Origin of the sequence: Campylobacter showae (assembly GCF_900699785.1) — a bacterium.
GTDB lineage: Bacteria > Campylobacterota > Campylobacteria > Campylobacterales > Campylobacteraceae > Campylobacter_A > Campylobacter_A showae_D.
Window position 1 is genome coordinate 1,380,976 of the sequence record NZ_LR535679.1, and the last position, 17,951, is coordinate 1,398,926.

Here is a 17,951-nt window from a genome sequence, read left to right on the forward strand (position 1 = left end):
ATGAAAATCGGTAAAATTTGGCTTTTGGCGCTGGCCTGCGGGTTAGCTTTGGGCAGAGAAAATCCTTTTGCGCCCTCGGGCGATGTAAACGCGAGCATGGCTAGCAGCAACGTCGTGGAAAATTTGCCGCCTTTTGAGAAGCAAAATTTCAAATTTCCCGCCGACGCTAGAAACTTCATCTCCGTCACGCTAAAATACAAAAGCCTCGACGGCAGCATCAAGGAAAAAACCGTCGACATAAACAAAAGCATCTCGTGGCAGGATGAGTTTTTGCTAAGCAAGATCGCAGTACCAGTCGTCGTAGAAAAGCCCGACGTCTCGGTCACTAAAGAGGAGCCAAAAGCCGCCGCGATAGACGTCGCGCCAAAGCCTACCGAGCGCAACATGACCGTGCAGGAGCCGCTAAAAGACGTCGTCATAAAGCCGCTTGAAAAGCCGCAACCGCAAAAGCAGATCGTCTATAAGCAGACGAAATTTGAGATCTATCCGATGCAGATCAAGATCCTCACGACCGACGAGAAGCTAAAGGACTACTCGATCGACAAAGGCACCAAGGTCGTGATAGACTTCGCCTCGCAAACGGACGTAAACACGAGAAAAGACGAGCTTGACTGCGGCGCGTTTAAAACGGCGCTTTTTGGCTCGCACGGTAAATTTTACCGCGTAGTTTTTGATCTCGACGGCAGTTATAAGCACGAGATCGAAAAGACGCAGGACGGGTATCTGCTAAAGCTATCTAGATAAATTTGATTTTTACGCGCCGAGCTTTCGGCGTGTAAATTTGCACCGATAATTTCTCGCGGCAAGGACTAAATTTGAGCCTTCGCCGCGTTTTTAAATTTGGCTTTAAAATTTAGCCGAATTTGCCTTGATTTATTTTCCCTGCTTTTTCAGATTTTGCCCCCAATTTCACTCAAATTTAACTGCCCTTTGGCTAATATTTCGCAAATTTAACGAAGCAAAAAGGATCAAATTTGCACGCCTTGCTAAAAATATTTAAAACAGTTTTATACGCCGCGTTATTTTTAGGACTTTATCTTTTGGCGGATAAGTACGGACTGTTTGCTAAATTTATCGACTAAATTTATCGGCTCGGCTTTGCCAAATAAATTTCGAGTCGAGAGTCGGATGTTAAATTTAATTGCTTTGTTTGGATAGGCGATATTTATAAATATTCATCCAAAAACATAACGCCTATTTTTTTATCCAACTTTTCGCAATCGCAAAACGATTTCCAATTTATTTTACCTCCCGTCGATAGGTTCGGAAACATATTGTAGTAATAGTTATGATACTCCCTTTTGTATGCGATTATCTCGGATGTTTTATTGTTTATCAGCTTAAATTCGGTAGCGATGAGAAAATTTGAGCTAAATTTATCTAGCTTAATCTCGTCAAATTTTGCGGTATAGTTCGTTTCTGGTATTTTATCTTTTGTAGTAGTTGTTTGTATAATCATTTTATTCCGAATCTCTTTTGATTTATTCATGAGCTTAAATATCGACTCTTTTTGCATATCAATTTTATTTATATATCTACTATGCTCGTCCGATTTATATTTTATTATTCCGTCTTCAAGCTTTTTGCGTACTTCTTTTTCTAGAGTATCGCAGATACCCATGGCCTTATCAAGCTCTTTTTCGGTTTCTTCATATTCTTTTAATTCGCTGGAATTCTCATTAAATGAAAAAACGGTCACGTTTTCGTCGGATAAATTTAAAGCCAAAGTTTTTATATGGATACCGTCGACAAACCTCCTCTTGATCCAGTTTATGTTCGCATCCTCAAAAGGGCGAACATTATCCTCAAAATAAATACTCTGCGGATACTCTACCGTCTCCTTTATAAAGGCTTTTGGAGCGGTAGCGCAGTAATATGCCCCAAGAATGTTCGTGATGATGATGCCGTAAGTGGGGATTAAAAATAGCGCGGCCGCTACTATGCCTCTGATCCAAATTTTATTAGTCTGTTTTAGGGTAATAGCCATCACTATGGCGCTAACTGCCATATAAGGAATAATGTAAACAAACAGTATTATCATACCCATGGCGTATCCTTTTTAGTTGTCGGCAAAATGGAGACGGTACGTTTTGCCTCGTGCCTAAAATATGCGGGTCAATAAAGCCCGCAATCGCTTTAAATTTGACCGCTTCGCATCTTTTGCAAATCATCGATAAAATAATAATGTCGTAAGGCTTAAGGTAGAGTTAAATTTGAGCTTCGGCAAGCGCTAGTAGTCAAATTTGACGCTTGTTTTACGAATTATAATATCGCAAATTTAACCTCACAAGTTATTTTTTGTGACAAATTTGCTCCAAATTCGAACCTAAATTCAAAACAAAATTTAACCGCACCAAAGCTGCTCGCACATTTACCGCAAAAGTAATCGGCCGTCAAATTCACTCGTTTTATAAAATGAAACTAAAATTTCAAATCTAATTTATATATTTTAAAAACAAATTTCGGTAATATTGCGCTAGGCAAAAATTTTATCCGAAAGGAGCTGTTATGAGCGGTATTGCTCTCATCATCTGCTTCGTCATCGCGGTCGTCGTTATGATCGTGCTGATTTCTAAGTTCGGGGTTCACCCCTTTATAGCGATCATGCTCGTTTCGCTAGCTCTAGCCGTCGTTGCGGGTATCGACCTGGTCAAGGTTCCCGCGATCATCGGAGAGGGATTTAGCGGGATATTTAAAAGCATAGGCATCGTCATCATTCTGGGTGCGCTCATCGGTATGGCGCTGGAAAAGACGGGCGCGGCGCTAAAGCTGGCCGACATGGTCGTGCGCTGCGTAGGCGACAAGCGCCCCGAGCTAGCCATGCTAATCATGGGCTGGATCGTGGGTATCCCGGTCTTTTGCGATAGCGGCTTTGTGGTACTAGATCCGATCCGCCGCGCGATAAAGGAAAAAATCGGCGCCAACCCCGTAGCTATGGCCGTCGCGCTCTCATGCGGCCTATACACCTCGCACGTGTTTATACCGCCGACGCCTGGCCCGATAGCGGCCGCCGGACTCGTGGGCGTGGGACACAACCTACTGCTAGTCATTGCCGTGGGCACGGTAGTTTCGATACCTGTTCTCATCGCGGGCTATCTTTTCGCTAAGACTATCGGCGCAAAAGTGAGCCTAAAAGAAGACCTCGCCGACGTTGGCAAGAGCTACGACGAGATCATCAAAGAGCACGGCAAGCTGCCTTGCGCGTTTTTGAGCTTGGCACCGATTTTTATGCCGATTTTGCTGATGGCGCTGGGTTCGGTCGTGTCGATACTAAAGCTAAAAGGCTCGTTTGCGAATTTCGTTTTATTTTTGGGTAATCCGATCATCGCGCTTGGCGTTGGCGTGCTATTTGCCGTTATCTTGCTGGCTAAAACGGGCAAGCTGGGCGAATTTAACTTCATGACCAACGAAACGCTAAAGATCGTCGGACCGATCCTTTTCATCACGGCTGCTGGCGGCGTGCTAGGTAACGTCATCGCTAAGGCGGGCTTTGTAGAGTTTATGAAGGCAAACGCCCATCTCATCGGCACCGTTGGTATATTTTTCCCGTTTGTTATCTCTGCTATCATCAAGACCGCTCAAGGCAGTTCGACCGTGGCGCTTACGACGACGGCCTCTATCATGGGGCTTTTCACCGATAGCGGCTCGATGATGAGCGCGCTGGGGCTAACTAGCGAGATGGGTGCGGTGCTAACGGTGATGGCGATCGCTGCGGGCGCGATGACGGTTTCGCACGCTAACGATAGTTACTTCTGGGTCGTTACGAACTTTAGCAAGATGTCGCCGGAGCAGGGCTACAAGACTCAGACGATGCTTACATTTATAATGGGTATCGTAGGTATGGCGACGGTTTGGGTAGCGTCGCTGGTTTTGTTGTAAATTTTACGGCTAAATTTGAGTGCGGTTTCGGCGTGACGAGACTGCACTCTTTACGGTATGAACGGTAAATTTTCAAATTTGTCCGCCTAGACCCGCATCTTGAAAATGTTAAATTTGGTTTGGTTAAATTTAGCATTGCGCATTAAATTTAATCTTTCTTGTTAAGGGGAAGGGGCTTGAATTACGGTCTACTCTGTAGCTCTCAAAGAGAGTGTAAGCACAAGACAAGCGTAGCGACGCAAAAGAGCTCTCTTTAGTATCCGCTTTTCTCTTTTTATGGGAGAGGAAGGGGGTTCTACTTACGAAGCGTCGCCCCTTCCTCTCCCAAGCCCTCTCCAGCCCCACTGCACGTGAGATGTGGCGACGTGGCTTTGCTCTTCGAGCAAAGCGTCGCGGGCTTGGAGTCAAATTTGGCATTTATAAGCGTCGCGAGTTTAAACTAAATTTGATAAAATCTGACCGTAAAATTTAGGGTGAAGTATTTTTTCTTTTTACTTCGCGCAAGCGCTCGTAACGAGACTTCGCTACGAGGAGACAAGGCGGAAATGAGTCGAGCGAGGGCGCATACATATAGTATGTAACCGAGCTTCGGCGAAATTTCTAATGAAGTATAAAGGAAAAAGACAAGCCGCTAACAAAAAAAGGAAAACAGATGAAAATACTAATAGCAATTGACTCTTTCAAGGGCTCTTTGAGCTCCCTCGAGGCCGGCAACGCCGTAAAAGAGGGTCTCAAAGCCCTAGCCGGCGAGACCGATGAGGTGGTGGTAAAACCTATCGCAGACGGCGGCGAGGGTAGCGTGGTGGCGCTAGCGGATGCGCTAGATGGCGAGTTTATCGACGTCATCGTACAAAATCCTCTCGGCGAAAAGATCCCCGCCAGATACGCGCTAGCAGGCGAGCTGGGCATCCTCGAGATGGCGTCTTCCAGCGGGCTCATGCTGGTGGAAAAAGAGCGCCGAAACCCGATGAAAACGAGCACTTACGGCTTTGGGCAGATGATTTTGCATGCTATTAGCAAGGGCGCGCGTAAATTTATCGTGGGTATCGGCGGCAGCGCGACGAATGACGCCGGCACGGGTATGCTAAGCGCGCTTGGATACGAGTTTTTTGACGAAAACGGCGAGCTGCTCGAGGGTAAAGGCGAAAACCTCATAAAAATCACAAAAATCTCAAATAAAAACGTAGCCCCCGAGCTGCAAGAGTGCGAATTCCTCGTGGCTTGCGACGTGGATAACCCGCTCTTTGGCAAAAACGGCGCGGCCTACGTCTACGGCCCGCAAAAGGGCGCGGACGAGCAGATGGTAAAGGATCTAGACGCTGGGCTTATTAGCTTTGCGAGTGCCACGAGCGAGCACTTTTCGAGCGAATTTTGGAACTTCAAGGGCGCGGGCGCGGCAGGCGGGCTAGGGTACGGGTTTGTGAGCTACCTAAACGCCAAACTAAAGCCCGGCATCGACATCATCATGGAGGAAATCCGCCTCGAAGAGGACGTGAAAAGCGCTGATCTAATCATCACCGGCGAGGGACGACTGGACTTTCAAAGCTCGATGGGCAAGACACCGACTGGAGTGGCCAAGATCGCCAAAAAATACGGCAAACCCGTCATCGCGCTAGCGGGCAGCGTGTCGCCGTGCGCGGGCGGCTGTAACGAAAACGGCATCGATGCGTTTTTTAGCGTATTAAACGAGCCCGTGAGCCTAGAAGAGGCGATGGATAAGCAAACCGCGACGCGCAATCTCAAAATGACGGCCCAGCAGGCATTGAGGCTATATTTGCTAGGGCGTAAGGGGTAAATTTACGCTTTATTGCAGCGATGGGGCCGGCGAATTTATCGGTTTGTCGGCTTGAGCTTTGTTTGCTCGGTATGATTAGCGAGTCTGAGCGAGGGTTTTATAGTAAATTTGCCTTTTGCGCGGAGGTTTTGCGGATTTTAAAATTTAGCGCGTCGCTTTGCATTTTACCGCTCGGCACGGCAGTTTCGCGGATTTTTCAAATTTGACATCATGCTTTGTTGTTGCAAGTCCGTAAATTTATCTAGTAAAATCAAATTTTGGATTTGAGTTTTTAGCGCGGCGGTTTCGCGCCGAGCCGTAATGCGCGACCGAATTTGCAAAAAATCTAGGCCAAAAACTCAAAATTTAACGAGCTAAAGCCCGAAAAACAGGCTTTAGGCTTATTTTGGGGATTATTTTTCTTTGGCTTCGACTTCGATCTCTAGCTCGACTTTGTCAGATAGCGTGATCTCTGAGGTGTCTAGCCCGATCTCAAAGAGCTTGCGTTTCGTATCGCCCTCTAGGCTAAAGCCGATTTTTTCCTTGCCGTTTTTATCCGCAGTAAAGCCGCCAAGCTCGAATTTTAGCACCACGGGCTTAGTGACGCCGTGCATCGTGAGCGTGCCCACGACCTTGCCTTCCGTGTCGCTTTCTTTCTCAAATTTGACCATTTTGTAGGTGATTTTGTCAAATTTTGCCGCGTTGAAAAAATCCACGCTTCGTAGGTGTTCGTCGCGCTTGTCGTTTTGCGTATTTACCGAGGCGGTCTCGATGGTGGCCTCGAGCGCTTTGAGCTCTTTTGTATCCTTGTCGTAGTCGATCACGGCGTCAAATTTGCCGAAATTTCCACTGACTTTTGATATGCTTAGGTGCTTGATCTTAAAGCCGACGCTGCTGTGCGCCGGGTCGATCTCGTATACCGCGGCGTTTGCGAAGCTCGCTACGAGCGCTGCAGCTAGCGAAAATTTGATGAGTTTTTTCATTTTTTTCTCCTTGTGATTTTAGTTTGAAAGTGTATTTTAAAAAAGTAAATATATAACTTTTTCGCAACATTTTGAGAAAAATTTGAATTACTTGACTTGCCGCCTCAAGATCGTGCGATAAAAAATCAGGCTAAATTTAGCCCAAAATTTCCCCGACGAAAAACAGCACCGACATCGCAAATGTGCAGAGTGCGACTACCTTTAGCTGCCCGTCGAAGTCGCGACACTCCCGAATTTTCGACACGGAAAATAGGTGCAAAATAAGCGGCACAAAGCTCGCTATGTAGAGTAGTTTTACGCCTGAATCTCCGCGCAAAAGCGAGTAGCAAAGCATCAGACTCGCCCCGCCCGCGATCAGCGCGTAGTGATAGCGCTTGGCCGCACGCAGCCCGATACGCACGGGGATCGTGCGCTTGCCCTTGAGCGCGTCGTTTTGGATGTCGCGCATATTGTTTAGATTTAGTACGGCCGTGCTAAGCATACCGCATGCGCACGCAGGTAGCAGCAGCGCCGCATCGAGCGATTGCGCGTATAAAAAATACGAGCCCAGCACGCTAAGCAGTCCAAAAAACAAAAATACGAAAACGTCGCCAAGCCCCTTATATCCGTAAGCGCCGGCGCCCACGGTGTAGCGGATCGCGGCATATATCGACGCGCCGCCTAGCGCCAAAAACAGTAGCACGAGATAAAACCGCTCGCCAAACGCCAAAACGCTTAGAGCAAAGCTCGAAAACGCCGCAAGCAGCGCCGTAGCGACGATGACGCGCTTCATCTGCTCGGCGCTCATCTGCCCCGTTTGGATCGCGCGACGCGGCCCCAGCCTGCCCTCGTCGTCGGTGCCTTTTACCGCGTCGCCGTAGTCGTTAGCATAGTCGCTGAGTATCTGAAACAGCAGCGTCGTAAGTAGTGCAAGCGCGAAAATATCGGCTCTAAATACGCCTGCACCGTATGCTGCGCCGCTGCCCAGCAACACGCCCGAGACGCTAAGCGGTAGCGATCTAAGGCGAGCTGATGCGTAGAGAGCTTTTGCGGTTATCATTTTTTTGCCTTATGTTGATTTTTGCACGCCGAATTTACGGTAAATTTGAGCTCAAATTTAGCACCCAAATGCAAAAAATAATATAAATTTGACCTGGTTTACGAGTGAAATTTGTAAATTTGACGGTAGTTTGGTGACTTTGCTAAGACGGTTTAAATTATAAAACTAATAATTACTTTAAGTTTTTTTGGGATAAAATTAAATTCGTAAATATTACCGATAAGGAGAAAAGATGGAATTTTTACAGCTTTTATTAGTTTTGGTGGCCGTGATAATCATCATAGCTAAACCGCAAAAAGAAAAGATTGCATTCGGTTTGGTCGTGGTCGCATGGCTGTTTATGGCGTATCTATACGTAGGGCACAAGTCGGGCAATCTGCTCACGGCAATCAATCTATAAGGAGCGCGGCATGAACGAAATCAAAAAAGCAAAATTTTTCTATGCACTTATGTGCTTGGCTGGATTTTTGATCATCCTTTTGCCGGTAGGTATAGCAAACCTGATCTTTGGCTACGTGCTAAAAGACAGCCCGTGCACGTTATGCTGGGGGCAGCGCGAGGCTATGATTTTTATCGGCGTGATGGCTCTTTTTATCGTTAGATACGGGCTAAAGGCTAAATACTTAGCTATGCTGCTAGTGATGACGGGATTTGGGCTGTGGCAGTCTTTTGCGCACTTCGGCATCCACGCGCACAGAGATCTCGATCAGGGCTTTGGGCTCGCGGTTTTCGGTATCCATACGTATTTTTGGGCCGAGGTAGTGTTTTGGGCGGTCGTGGTGCTGCTTGGGGCTATATTTTTCTTTGCGCCTAAATTTAGCGCTTTTGATGAGGAAATGGGCGGAGAGAAGATCAGAAAATTCGGCTCATTTACTCGCGCGGCCTTTATCGTTTGCGCATTTATAATCGCCTCAAACGTATTTCAAGCTTTCGTTAGTACAGGCATCCCGCCTTATTACGGGCAGGGCGATCCGGTGCGCTTTACGCTTGATCCGAAATACATCATCTGGGACGATAGCGGCTACAAAAACCACTGGAAAAAAGTATCGTTTTTGGGCAAAAGAGACGTCGCGGCGCCTGATTACGCCTTTGCTCCGGCCGGCGAGAAGCTGGGAGTGAAATTTGACAACGATCCAAACAACGCTCCGCTAAAGGCCGACGAGAGCCTAAATATCGCGTCTAAAAAAGAGATCGATTTTACTAAGCCTATAAATTCTCTCGATTTTATAAACGGAGAATTCGTCGCTAGCTCGAAATGGGAAGTCTTTTTCATGGATGAAAATTTCAAGGTCGCGAGCGATTTTGAGATCGATCCGTACTTTTCGGCGACGGTCGATCCGATCATTGGCGTGATATCGTTTATGGGCGATAAATACATGCTCATGGGCTCAAACAAGACGCTTTTGAGATTTGCAAAAAATCCTAACGCGGACGAGGCGCTTCAATACGCCGATTTTATGCGTGGTAATGATAAATTTGAAGGTCAAGGCAAAGGACTTGGACGCGGCAGGATCGATACCGTCAGAGCTAAATTTAACCACGTAGCAAGCATCGCTACCGATGGGACGTATTTTTATCTAGCCACCGTGCCGAACAACAAAGACGCGCAGAAGTTCGTCATATCTAAAATTTTACTGAGCGACCGCACGCTTTCGGGCGAATTTACGCCAAAAGCCGCACTCAAAGAGGGCAAGAGCCTAGGCGATCTTTACGTTACGTCGATGACTTACAAAGACGGCTTGCTCTACGCGCTTAGCAAAAATCACAACGTTATCGTGCTTATAGATCCAAAAACCGAGGAGATCATAAAGACGCTTGCTTATCCGAGCGAGATAACAAACGCTAGAAGTATATTCTTTAAAGACGGCGCGATGAATATTTTATCCTATCAGGATGGCAAAAATACGCTTTATCAACTAAATTAAATTTAGTTTCAAATTTAAGCGTTTCGGGGCGATTTTTACGATGAATCGCTCCGTTTCCGTTGCAGCGTCTGTGCTTAAATTTTTAGCGCAAAATCCTAGCGTTAGGCGTTAAATTTATCAAATCCAGGCCATTTCTCGCCAAAACTCAAGCGCCATATCATCGCTTGCTTGGACGAATTTAGCTATTTCTTCCGCGCTCGGTACGGCCTTTTTACTTAGTTGCGCGATATCGATACTAGCAAGCGCTCTAAAAAATCTCTCAAAATCGCTCGCAATGCGCCTGCCGCAAAGCTCTTCGTCTCCAATTAGCCACGCATAAATCGCGCCGTCTGCGCAGTTAAGCAAAAAAATCCACGGGTCGCCCACGGCAAAAACTATCAAATTTGCAGGACGCGTATCGCCGTGCCACCATTTGCCGCCGTATTCGTCGGTGCTGTTTAGCCGCACTAGCTCGCTAGCGTAGTCGCCGCCGGCGCCAAATCGTACGTTGCAAACTTCAAATTTGCCAAAGTCAAATTTGCAAACTAGCCGCGAAAGCGCAAGCGGAAATTTGACGCCTAGAGCCTCTTGCGCATTTTCTAGCGCCCGCGTGGACGCGCTGGCGTCGCTTTGAGCTAGCAGCCTCATGCCCGTTATGTCCTCTTGCTCCAGAGGCAGGCATATCTCGTCTAGCTCGCGAGCGATCTCGTCTAGCTTTAAAAACATATTTTTCTCCGCTCTTAGTTTATCTGAGATTTTTTGTTTCGGTTTTTATGATTTTGTCGTTTTCGCCGTAAAATTTCGTAGTCGCCGCGCCAGCTTTTGCGTCGGTTACGACCTCTTTTACGAGCTCGCCTTTTTCGTTAAATTCTTTTTGTATTTTAACCGCTTCACTAAGCGGCTTGCCGATCGTTTGGCGCTGGTCTATCACGCTTTTTAGCTTGCCGCTCGGGTAGAAAAACTCAAAATACGCAGACTCGCCGCCTATCTGGTATGCGCGGCTGTGCAGGCGACCGCTCTCGTCGTACTTTTCAAAAGTCGTTTCCTTTTTATCGGTTCGGACGCTGGTAAATTCTTTATATGACGGCTTGCCGTCTCTGCGGTATTCTGCTATGTTGTTTTCGGTAAAAAAGCCTAAATTTGCGTCGAAGCGTTTGGTTTTTCGGTACAGTTTTAGCACCTCGCCCGCGTCGAAAAGTTCTAGTAGCTCCTTTTCTAGTCCGCCCCACAGGCATCTCTCGGCCGTGAACGCAGGCGCGTCTCGGTGCTCTTTTGAGTACACTTCGAGTAGCACCCAGCGCTCGTTTTTGCGGACGGCGAACGAGATTTTTAGCTTTGTGGAGGGGTCATCCGGGATCTTGCGCTTGTACCGCTCGTCCGCTTCGTCGATGACGTAGCGATTTAGCTGTGCGCCGCCCGCGTCTAGCCAGGTGAGGTAGAGTCTGTTGCGTATTTTGCCGTTTGCGTCCTTTTCGCCGTTGCGCAGGTCGTATTTAAAAAATATCTCATAGGTTGCGATTAGCTCGTCTTTTTGCTGCTGGGGCGCGTATTTGCCGCCTGCTTGTAGCGAGGTCGCGCAGGTCAAAACGATAAAAAGCTTTAATAAATTTTTCATCCAACTCCCTAAATTTGGCGAATTTTGCGCTTGCATTGCGGCAGCGACCTTGCGTAAATTTAGAGATCGCACCGCGTTTGTAATTTTTAAAATTTACTCTCGTGCTTTGCTATGCACACTGCCTGCTAGTCAAATTTGACCTATCGCTTTTAGTCGTTTGTAGCGATTTTACCTTGTCGGCGCCGCGCCTGAGCGCGCTAGCCTTTTATTTCAAAATCGCAAAGCCGATACCGACTTTATCGGTGTGGCGGTTGTAGTCGATGAGGCTTTCGCCGTATCCAGTGAAGTACTTCACGTAGCCGTATACGCCGCTCTTGCCAAACGGAAACAGCCACCCAAGCTCGCCCGCGCCGCGGTTTGTTTTATCAAAATGCAGGTTGTTTCGCACCATCGCCGTAAAGATGTGGCCGCGGTAAGGCAGGGCGAAATTTATATCCATGTTGCCGAGGTATTTTTCGATGTCTGGGTTATCGTCGCTGCCCTTGCTCTCAGGGATGCGCGCCCACGCTCGCGGGATCACGACTAGGCTGCCGGCGTAAAGCTTGGCCTCGAGATAGACGCGGTTCCACGAGCGAGACTTCTCGCCGTCCTGGCCGTTACTCTCGTGTAAAAGCCCCGCGCGCAGGTAGTCAAGGCTCGGTAGCGCCTCAAATCTCATCGGGACGGTCACGAAAATCTCGGGACGGTAGTTGGTCTCGCGAAACGGCGTAGAGCCCTTGGCCGTCTGCCACCACGAGCTTTGCGAGTAGCCCGCCGAGATCGTTTCGTTCATATCAAACACGTCGTAAAAAAGCGGCTTTTGCAAGCTGATCTGAAAAGCAGTCTCAAATCTGCGCCTACCCTCAACGTCGTTAAACGCGTATGTTGCCGGCAGGAGATAGTTTAGGTGGTGCATTTTTAGGCCCAAAATTTCATCCACGTCGTACGCCTCGCCGCTTTCAAATTTCGCTTTCGGGCGCTCTTTGGAGGCGATCTTTTGCTCCTCTACGGGCGCGTCCGCTACGCTATCTGAGGGCGCGATCACGGAGCGCTCCATGGCGGCCGTTTCGCCGTCCTCGTCCGTAAATATCGCCTTTTTAGCCGCCAGCTTATAAAGCTGAAGGGCTCTTGTTTTATCGCCTTCATGCTCAAGCTTTGCGGCGGCTTCGTATAGGCGTTTGGCCTCGTCTTTGGCGGTCGGTTCGGTTAAATTTTCAGCTGGATTTTCTGACTGCGGGGCTAAATTTTGCTTCGCCGTTTCCGCCTGGGCGGCTAGGGCTAAATTTAACAAAATCGCCAGCAAAACAATAATTTTTTTCATATTTTTCCTTCTTTTAAGGCTTGTTCGTAATCTGCCTGATAGTTGATGTTAAAAAACTCGTCTTCGCGCGCGAATTTTACGATCTTGCAGCGGCAGCGGCTACGCAAAAGCCCGATCTTGTGCTCGCCCGCGGCAAAAAGCTCGCCCGCGGCGTTCGCTAAATCTCCGCTAAAAAACCCGCAAAGTGAGTGCGTATGCGACTCGTCCGCAGCGATAACCATATCGTATTCACCGGCAAATTTATATAGTTCGCGCACGCACTCTTCGCTAACAAAGGGCATGTCGGCCGGGACGATAAATACGCTTTCGTTTGGGAAATTTTTAAGGATACTATAAAGCGCTAGCATCGGAGAAAAGGCGTCTGGGCTCAAATTTGCCGTATCTTGCGAGCAAATTTGAGCAAAGCTTGCCTCTGCGCCCTCTTTGTCGCTCGCCTCGGTCAAATTTGACCGCGAGAACTCCTCCGGGCTAGCGTCTTTTATGAGCGGTAGGGGTGGGTTAAATTTGTTAAATTTGGAACTAACGAATACGCGCTCGAAAATCCGCCCGAATTTATGCGCTCCGTAGTGCGTGAGCGTCGCAAATCCGCCAAAAGGCAGCAACGTTTTGTCGCGGCCCATTCGCGAGCTTTTGCCTCCGGCTAAGATGACGCATGTTTTCATTTTTTTCCTTAAGCAAAATTATAAGGCTAACTTTAGCTAAAAACGGCTTTGATTTACCAAAATGCGCCCGCCGCACCCCAAAAAATAGTATAATGCGGATTTTAAAGGAGAAAAAATGAGCGAGAAAAATTTACAAATTTTAGGCTGGATAGGCACGTGCCTGTCGGTTATCATGTATATTTCTTATATCCCGCAGATAATGGGCAACCTTGACGGCAACAAGACGCCTTTTATCCAGCCTCTAGCCGCAGCGATCAACTGCACGATCTGGACTAGCTACGGCCTGCTAAAAGCCAAGAGGGACTACCCGCTAGCGGCTGCGAATTTGCCCGGCATCATCTTTGGTCTTTTGGCGACGATAACGGCGTTTTAAAGGATAAAAGCCGCTAAATTTACTGATGCGGTGAAGTTAAATTTGATATTTTTTGACGAGAGCTTCAGTCGCTCAAATTTGTAAATTTGAAGTTAAATTTAAATGCAAATTTTCTGCACTGTTTTACTGTGTTTTTAATATCTTAATTTTCTTGTTAAGGGGAAGGGGCTTAAATTGCGCTCTGCTTTGTAGTTGTGAAGCGTAGCTGAAGCAAAAGAGCTCCCTTTTGTATCCACCTTTCTCTTTTTCTTGGGTGGCGGAAGGGGCGACCCTCTACTTCACTGCACGTGAGTTGTTGCTGCACTGCGTGCAGGTCTAAATTTGGGGCTGTCGCGCCTCACGTTTTTAAATTTACGTTTTCAAAGTGCGGGTCTCGGTAACTCAAATTTACAAATTTGAAGTCAAATTTAAATGCAAAAAGTTAAGGCGTAGTATTTTTTCTTTTTACTTCGCGCAAACACTCGTAACGCTCTGCTTGCAGTAGCGAACGCAGTGAAGCTAAACTTCGCTACGAGGAGACGAGGCGAAAACGACGGAGGCGAGGGAGCGGACTAGTAGTCCGTAACCAAAGCCAACCGAGTTTCTAACGAGGTATAAAGGAAAAAGACAAGCCGCTAAATTCTAAAGATCGCGCGGGTCGGCAATTTTGCCTGCGACGGCGCTAGCTGCAGCGACAGCCGAGTTTGCCAGATACACCTCGCTCGTGCGATCGCCCATGCGGCCGACGAAGTTTCTATTCGTCGTGCTCACGCAGCGTTCCCCAACGCCTAAAATCCCCATATATCCGCCCAGGCACGCGCCGCAGGTCGGGTTGCTAACAACCGCGCCAGCCTCGGCAAATATATCCATCAGCCCCTCTTTTTGCGCTTGCAGGGCGATTTTTTGCGTCGCAGGCGTGATGATGAGGCGGGTTTTGCGCGCTACCTTGCGGCCTTTTAGGATTTCAGCCGCGATGCGTAGATCGCTTAGCCTGCCGTTCGTGCAGCTACCGATAAAGGCCTGATCGATGGCGATGTCGTCTTTCACCGCTTCGCGCACGCTCTTGCCGTTGCTAGGCAAAAACGGATAGGCGATCACGGGATCGAGCTTGCTAACGTCGATTTCTAAAATTTGCTCGTAGCTCGCGCCTTCGTCGGAGTAGTGCAGCTTCGGCTCGGCGCGTAAATTTTTACCTTTTAAAAACTCTTTCGTAGTTTCATCGACCGCGATGATGCCGCTTTTGCCACCGGCCTCGATCGCCATGTTGCACATGCTAAAGCGCCCGTCCATATCGAGGCTATCTATCGTCTCGCCCGTAAACTCCAGCGCTTTATACAGCGCGCCGTCCACGCCGATGCGGCGGATGATCTCTAGGATGAGGTCCTTGCCGTAGACGTGGCGGTCGAGTTTGCCGCGAAAGATCACTTTGATAGTCGGCGGTACCTTAAACCAGTTTTTGCCGGTTATCATCGCATAGGCTAGATCGGTGCTGCCCATACCCGTGGCAAAGGCTCCCAGTGCGCCGTGCGTACAGGTGTGGCTATCGGCGCCGATGATGACGTCGCCAGGGACTACGAGGCCTTTTTCGGGCAGTAACGCATGCTCGATACCCATGTCCTTCTCGTCGAAATAATTTTTCAAATCGTGCTTATACGCAAAATCGCGGCTGATTTTGGCTTGGTTGGCGCTTAGGATGTCTTTTGCGGGGATATAGTGGTCCATCACGACGCTAAAGCCGTCGGGATTAGCTAGCTTTGTCGCGCCGCTTCGCTCAAACTGCTTGATGGAGATCGGAGTCGTGATGTCGTTGCCGATGACCATATCGATGTCGCTCTCGATGATCTCGCCCGCGAAAACCTCGCGCCCTACGTGCTCGCTGAAAATTTTTTCGGTGATGGTTTGCTTTGAGTTTTGCATAAATTTTCCTTTTTTTTTGCGGATGCCGCGCGTTTTTAAAATTTAGCGATTTTAGCGAAAAATGGATAAAAAGAGATTGAGATTAAAATTTGGGCGCCGCAAATACGAACCTGGTTTAGCTAAATAGCGCAGTACACCGCGGATTTAAAACCGAATTCGGCGTTTTTAGGATACGGGTTTGGGCGAATCAAATTTGAAGCCGAAATTTGCAAATTTAGCCAAATTTGACTTCAAATTTGAACGTAAAAAGTTAAGGCGAAGTATTTTTGCGTTTAGACGAGGCGGATTTAAATTTTACGACGGGAGCTACCTAGTCGGTAGTGACCGAGTAAAATTTAAATCCAACGACGTATAAACCAAAAAACGAGCCGCTAAATTTTAAAATTTAACGCTAGCGGTCAGCATAAACTGCCTCGCATACCCCGGCTGTATCGGTATGATATTAGCTTGCGTGCCGGTCGATGAGGACGTATAGTAGAGCTTGTCGGTCAAGTTTTTGACGTTAAACGAGAAATTCGTCTCGTAGCCCGCAATCTTGGTATCGTAGCTGATAAATGCGTCGTAAACTACCGCGTCGTCCATCTTAAAGCCCGTTCCTGCCGGCACAGCCGGTAGATTCGTCCTCATGTAGTAGGTGTACCATGAGCCAAAATATCTCGCTCCGCCACCGATCCTTAGGCCTTTTGCGCCTAGGTGGCTAAAGTCGTAGTTGGCAAAGAGGCTGGCTTGGTGCTTAGGCGTGGCTTCTAGCGGTTTGCCCACTAGCACGGCAAACGCACCGCTATCCTTGCGCACCTCGGTTTTAGTGTATGCGTAGCTAGCGCCCACGCTTAGCCCTTGCGTCACGCGGCCGTTAAAGTCAAACTCGAATCCTCTCGAGCGCGCCTCGCCTACGGGCGTACTTACGCTATTTACGGTGCGCATGATGTTTTTCTTATTGATGTTAAAGACCGCCGCGCTAGCCGTTATGCTATCGTTTTGAAATTTGGTTCCCAGCTCTATGCTTTTGCCTTCTTCGGGCTTTATGTCGCCGATGTCGTCGCCGCTGATCGCCATTTGCGGGCTAAAGCTTTGCGCGTAGTTGGTATAAACAGACCACTCCGGCGTTAGCAGGTATAAAAGCCCCGTCTGCCACGTAAATTTGCCATCTTGCTGATCGGTGGTGTTTGGTCCGCTAGTCGTGCCGCGTGCGACTTGGTCGTAGTATTCGTATCTAACGCCCAGAGAATAGATCAAATTTTCGGTCAAATTTATACTATCTTGCGCGTAAAATCCGATCGTTCTTAGCTTTTGATACTGGATACCGGAGGCTCGGTTGGACGGATAGGCGACCGTGCCGTAGACTGGACTGTAGATATTTATCGGATAGTTTTTGTGCGTCGTGCCGGAGCTGTAGCTGTTTAGTGCGCCGGGTCTATAGCGGTAGTACTCCTTTGCGTCGATACCAAAGAGCAAGTTGTGCTCTATCTCGCCCGTTTGCACGTAACCGTTTAAATTTAACGACCCGGCGTGCGTGCGGTGGATAAATCCGTCATACGCCTCGTTTCGTCTAGCCGCAACGCCGGTGTTTAAATTTACGTTCATTAGCCTGATGTGGCCGTATTCGTGCTTAGAGCGCGAATACGCATAAGCGCCGCGCAGTAGCCAGTCCTCGCCGATATTTTTTTCAAAATTTACGTCTACGGTGTCGAGTCTGGTTTTTAGTTTATTAAACGGCTCGTCAAGGCGTCTTTTCTTATCTATCGGAAGTAGCTTGCCCGTGCTTGGAATGAGATACATACCGCGGTCGATCGGATCGGTCGAGCGTGTGTGCGTATAGGCTAAATTTATGCGGTAATCATCGCCTTTATACGAGAGCGAAGGCGCAAAGAGGACGTTTTTATATTCGCCAAACTCCCTCCAGTAGTCTTTTTGCATCATATCAAATATAAATCTATACGCAAAGCCGCTATCAGCGATCGGTCCCGTGCTGTCAAAGCCCGCGTTCCAGTAGTTGCGGTTGCCGATACCGGCCCAAATTTCGTTTGAGAAGTCGTATTTTGGCTTTTTAGTGACCATATTTATGATGCCGCCGGGCTCTTGCGCGCCGTAAAGCAAGCTAGCCGGGCCTTTTAGTACCTCGACGCTTTCTACGGTTTTGTTAAAGCTATGCATGACGCTAGATGGCACGCCGTTTCGCATGATCGAGCCGTCGCGTCCGCCGCCAAAGCCTCGCTTAATGATCGAGTCAAAGATACCGCCCGTGGTGTTTCCGTAGCTAACGCCGCTCACGTTTTGAAGACTCTCGGCTAGAGTCTCGGGTTTTTTATCCTTTAGTTGCTGCTGGGTTACGACGTTTACCGTCTGCGGGATCTCTAAAATAGGCGTATTGGTTTTGCCTACTTCGCTGGTTTTGGCGCGGTATCCATCATCCGCGCTCTCGCTAATCTCGACGCCTTGCAGCGCTACGTCGGCGGCGAAAATTTGAGTTAAAAGCAGCGATGAGGCCGCTAAACTTAGGCTAAATTTGTTCATTTATTTTTTCTC

General features: G+C 48.2%; 15 protein-coding genes. 6 read left to right on the top strand and 9 right to left on the bottom strand.

Annotated features, from left to right (window positions below):
- Positions 1 to 744: an AMIN domain-containing protein gene (locus E4V70_RS06950; protein ID WP_122862407.1), complete on the top strand. Its 744-nt coding sequence runs from the start codon at positions 1 to 3 to the stop codon at positions 742 to 744.
- 421 nt (positions 745 to 1,165) lie between these two features.
- Here the strand turns inward: E4V70_RS06950 and E4V70_RS06955 are convergent, their stop codons facing one another.
- Positions 1,166 to 2,047 (bottom strand): hypothetical protein, encoded by an 882-nt coding sequence (locus tag E4V70_RS06955; protein WP_122862408.1) that lies wholly within the window; start codon positions 2,045 to 2,047, stop codon positions 1,166 to 1,168.
- Positions 2,048 to 2,508: 461 nt separating this feature from the next.
- On the opposite strand from E4V70_RS06955, the gene E4V70_RS06960 reads away from it, so the two are divergent.
- Positions 2,509 to 3,879, top strand: a complete 1,371-nt coding sequence (locus E4V70_RS06960; protein ID WP_122862409.1) for a GntP family permease — start codon at positions 2,509 to 2,511, stop codon at positions 3,877 to 3,879.
- A 652-nt stretch (positions 3,880 to 4,531) separates the two neighbouring features.
- Positions 4,532 to 5,674 carry a glycerate kinase family protein gene (locus tag E4V70_RS06965; protein WP_122862410.1) on the top strand — a complete coding sequence of 381 codons (1,143 nt, stop codon included), beginning with the start codon at positions 4,532 to 4,534 and terminating at the stop codon, positions 5,672 to 5,674.
- A 392-nt stretch (positions 5,675 to 6,066) separates the two neighbouring features.
- Here E4V70_RS06965 and E4V70_RS06970 read toward each other — a convergent pair whose 3' ends face one another.
- A complete protein-coding gene (locus E4V70_RS06970; RefSeq protein WP_122862411.1) occupies positions 6,067 to 6,636 on the bottom strand; it encodes a YceI family protein in 570 nt (189 codons plus the stop codon).
- A 136-nt stretch (positions 6,637 to 6,772) separates the two neighbouring features.
- Positions 6,773 to 7,675, bottom strand: a complete 903-nt coding sequence (gene menA / locus E4V70_RS06975; RefSeq protein ID WP_122862412.1) for a 1,4-dihydroxy-2-naphthoate octaprenyltransferase — start codon at positions 7,673 to 7,675, stop codon at positions 6,773 to 6,775.
- Positions 7,676 to 7,907: 232 nt separating this feature from the next.
- Between menA and dba the strand changes: the two genes are divergently transcribed.
- Both dba and dsbI read left to right on the top strand, forming a co-directional pair.
- Complete coding sequence (gene dba / locus E4V70_RS06980) at positions 7,908 to 8,075, top strand: disulfide bond formation protein Dba (protein ID WP_004319779.1); 168 nt, start codon at positions 7,908 to 7,910, stop codon at positions 8,073 to 8,075.
- 10 nt (positions 8,076 to 8,085) lie between these two features.
- Positions 8,086 to 9,600 (top strand): disulfide bond formation protein DsbI, encoded by a 1,515-nt coding sequence (gene dsbI, locus E4V70_RS06985; RefSeq protein ID WP_122862413.1) that lies wholly within the window; start codon positions 8,086 to 8,088, stop codon positions 9,598 to 9,600.
- Positions 9,601 to 9,717: 117 nt separating this feature from the next.
- Here dsbI and E4V70_RS06990 read toward each other — a convergent pair whose 3' ends face one another.
- The 4 genes from E4V70_RS06990 to mobA form a co-directional block, all read right to left on the bottom strand.
- Positions 9,718 to 10,305 (bottom strand): SMI1/KNR4 family protein, encoded by a 588-nt coding sequence (locus E4V70_RS06990; RefSeq protein ID WP_122862414.1) that lies wholly within the window; start codon positions 10,303 to 10,305, stop codon positions 9,718 to 9,720.
- Between the two features lie 19 nt (positions 10,306 to 10,324).
- Complete coding sequence (locus tag E4V70_RS06995) at positions 10,325 to 11,194, bottom strand: toxin-antitoxin system YwqK family antitoxin (RefSeq protein ID WP_122862415.1); 870 nt, start codon at positions 11,192 to 11,194, stop codon at positions 10,325 to 10,327.
- A gap of 205 nt (positions 11,195 to 11,399) precedes the next feature.
- The gene (locus E4V70_RS07000) at positions 11,400 to 12,494 is read right to left on the bottom strand and encodes a phospholipase A (RefSeq protein ID WP_122862416.1); all 1,095 of its coding nucleotides are present in this window, start codon (positions 12,492 to 12,494) and stop codon (positions 11,400 to 11,402) included.
- Complete coding sequence (gene mobA, locus E4V70_RS07005) at positions 12,491 to 13,156, bottom strand: molybdenum cofactor guanylyltransferase (RefSeq protein ID WP_122862417.1); 666 nt, start codon at positions 13,154 to 13,156, stop codon at positions 12,491 to 12,493. The genes E4V70_RS07000 and mobA overlap by 4 nt, the downstream gene beginning before the upstream one ends.
- 115 nt (positions 13,157 to 13,271) lie before the next feature.
- Between mobA and E4V70_RS07010 the strand changes: the two genes are divergently transcribed.
- Positions 13,272 to 13,529 (top strand): SemiSWEET family transporter, encoded by a 258-nt coding sequence (locus E4V70_RS07010; protein WP_122862418.1) that lies wholly within the window; start codon positions 13,272 to 13,274, stop codon positions 13,527 to 13,529.
- 621 nt (positions 13,530 to 14,150) lie between these two features.
- Here the strand turns inward: E4V70_RS07010 and leuC are convergent.
- Together leuC and E4V70_RS07020 are read right to left on the bottom strand one after the other, a co-directional pair.
- Positions 14,151 to 15,425 carry a 3-isopropylmalate dehydratase large subunit gene (gene leuC, locus E4V70_RS07015; RefSeq protein ID WP_122862419.1) on the bottom strand — a complete coding sequence of 425 codons (1,275 nt, stop codon included), beginning with the start codon at positions 15,423 to 15,425 and terminating at the stop codon, positions 14,151 to 14,153.
- A 378-nt stretch (positions 15,426 to 15,803) separates the two neighbouring features.
- Entirely contained in the window at positions 15,804 to 17,939 is a 2,136-nt protein-coding gene (locus E4V70_RS07020) for a TonB-dependent siderophore receptor (protein WP_122862420.1), read from the bottom strand.
- Positions 17,940 to 17,951: the final 12 nt, after the last annotated feature.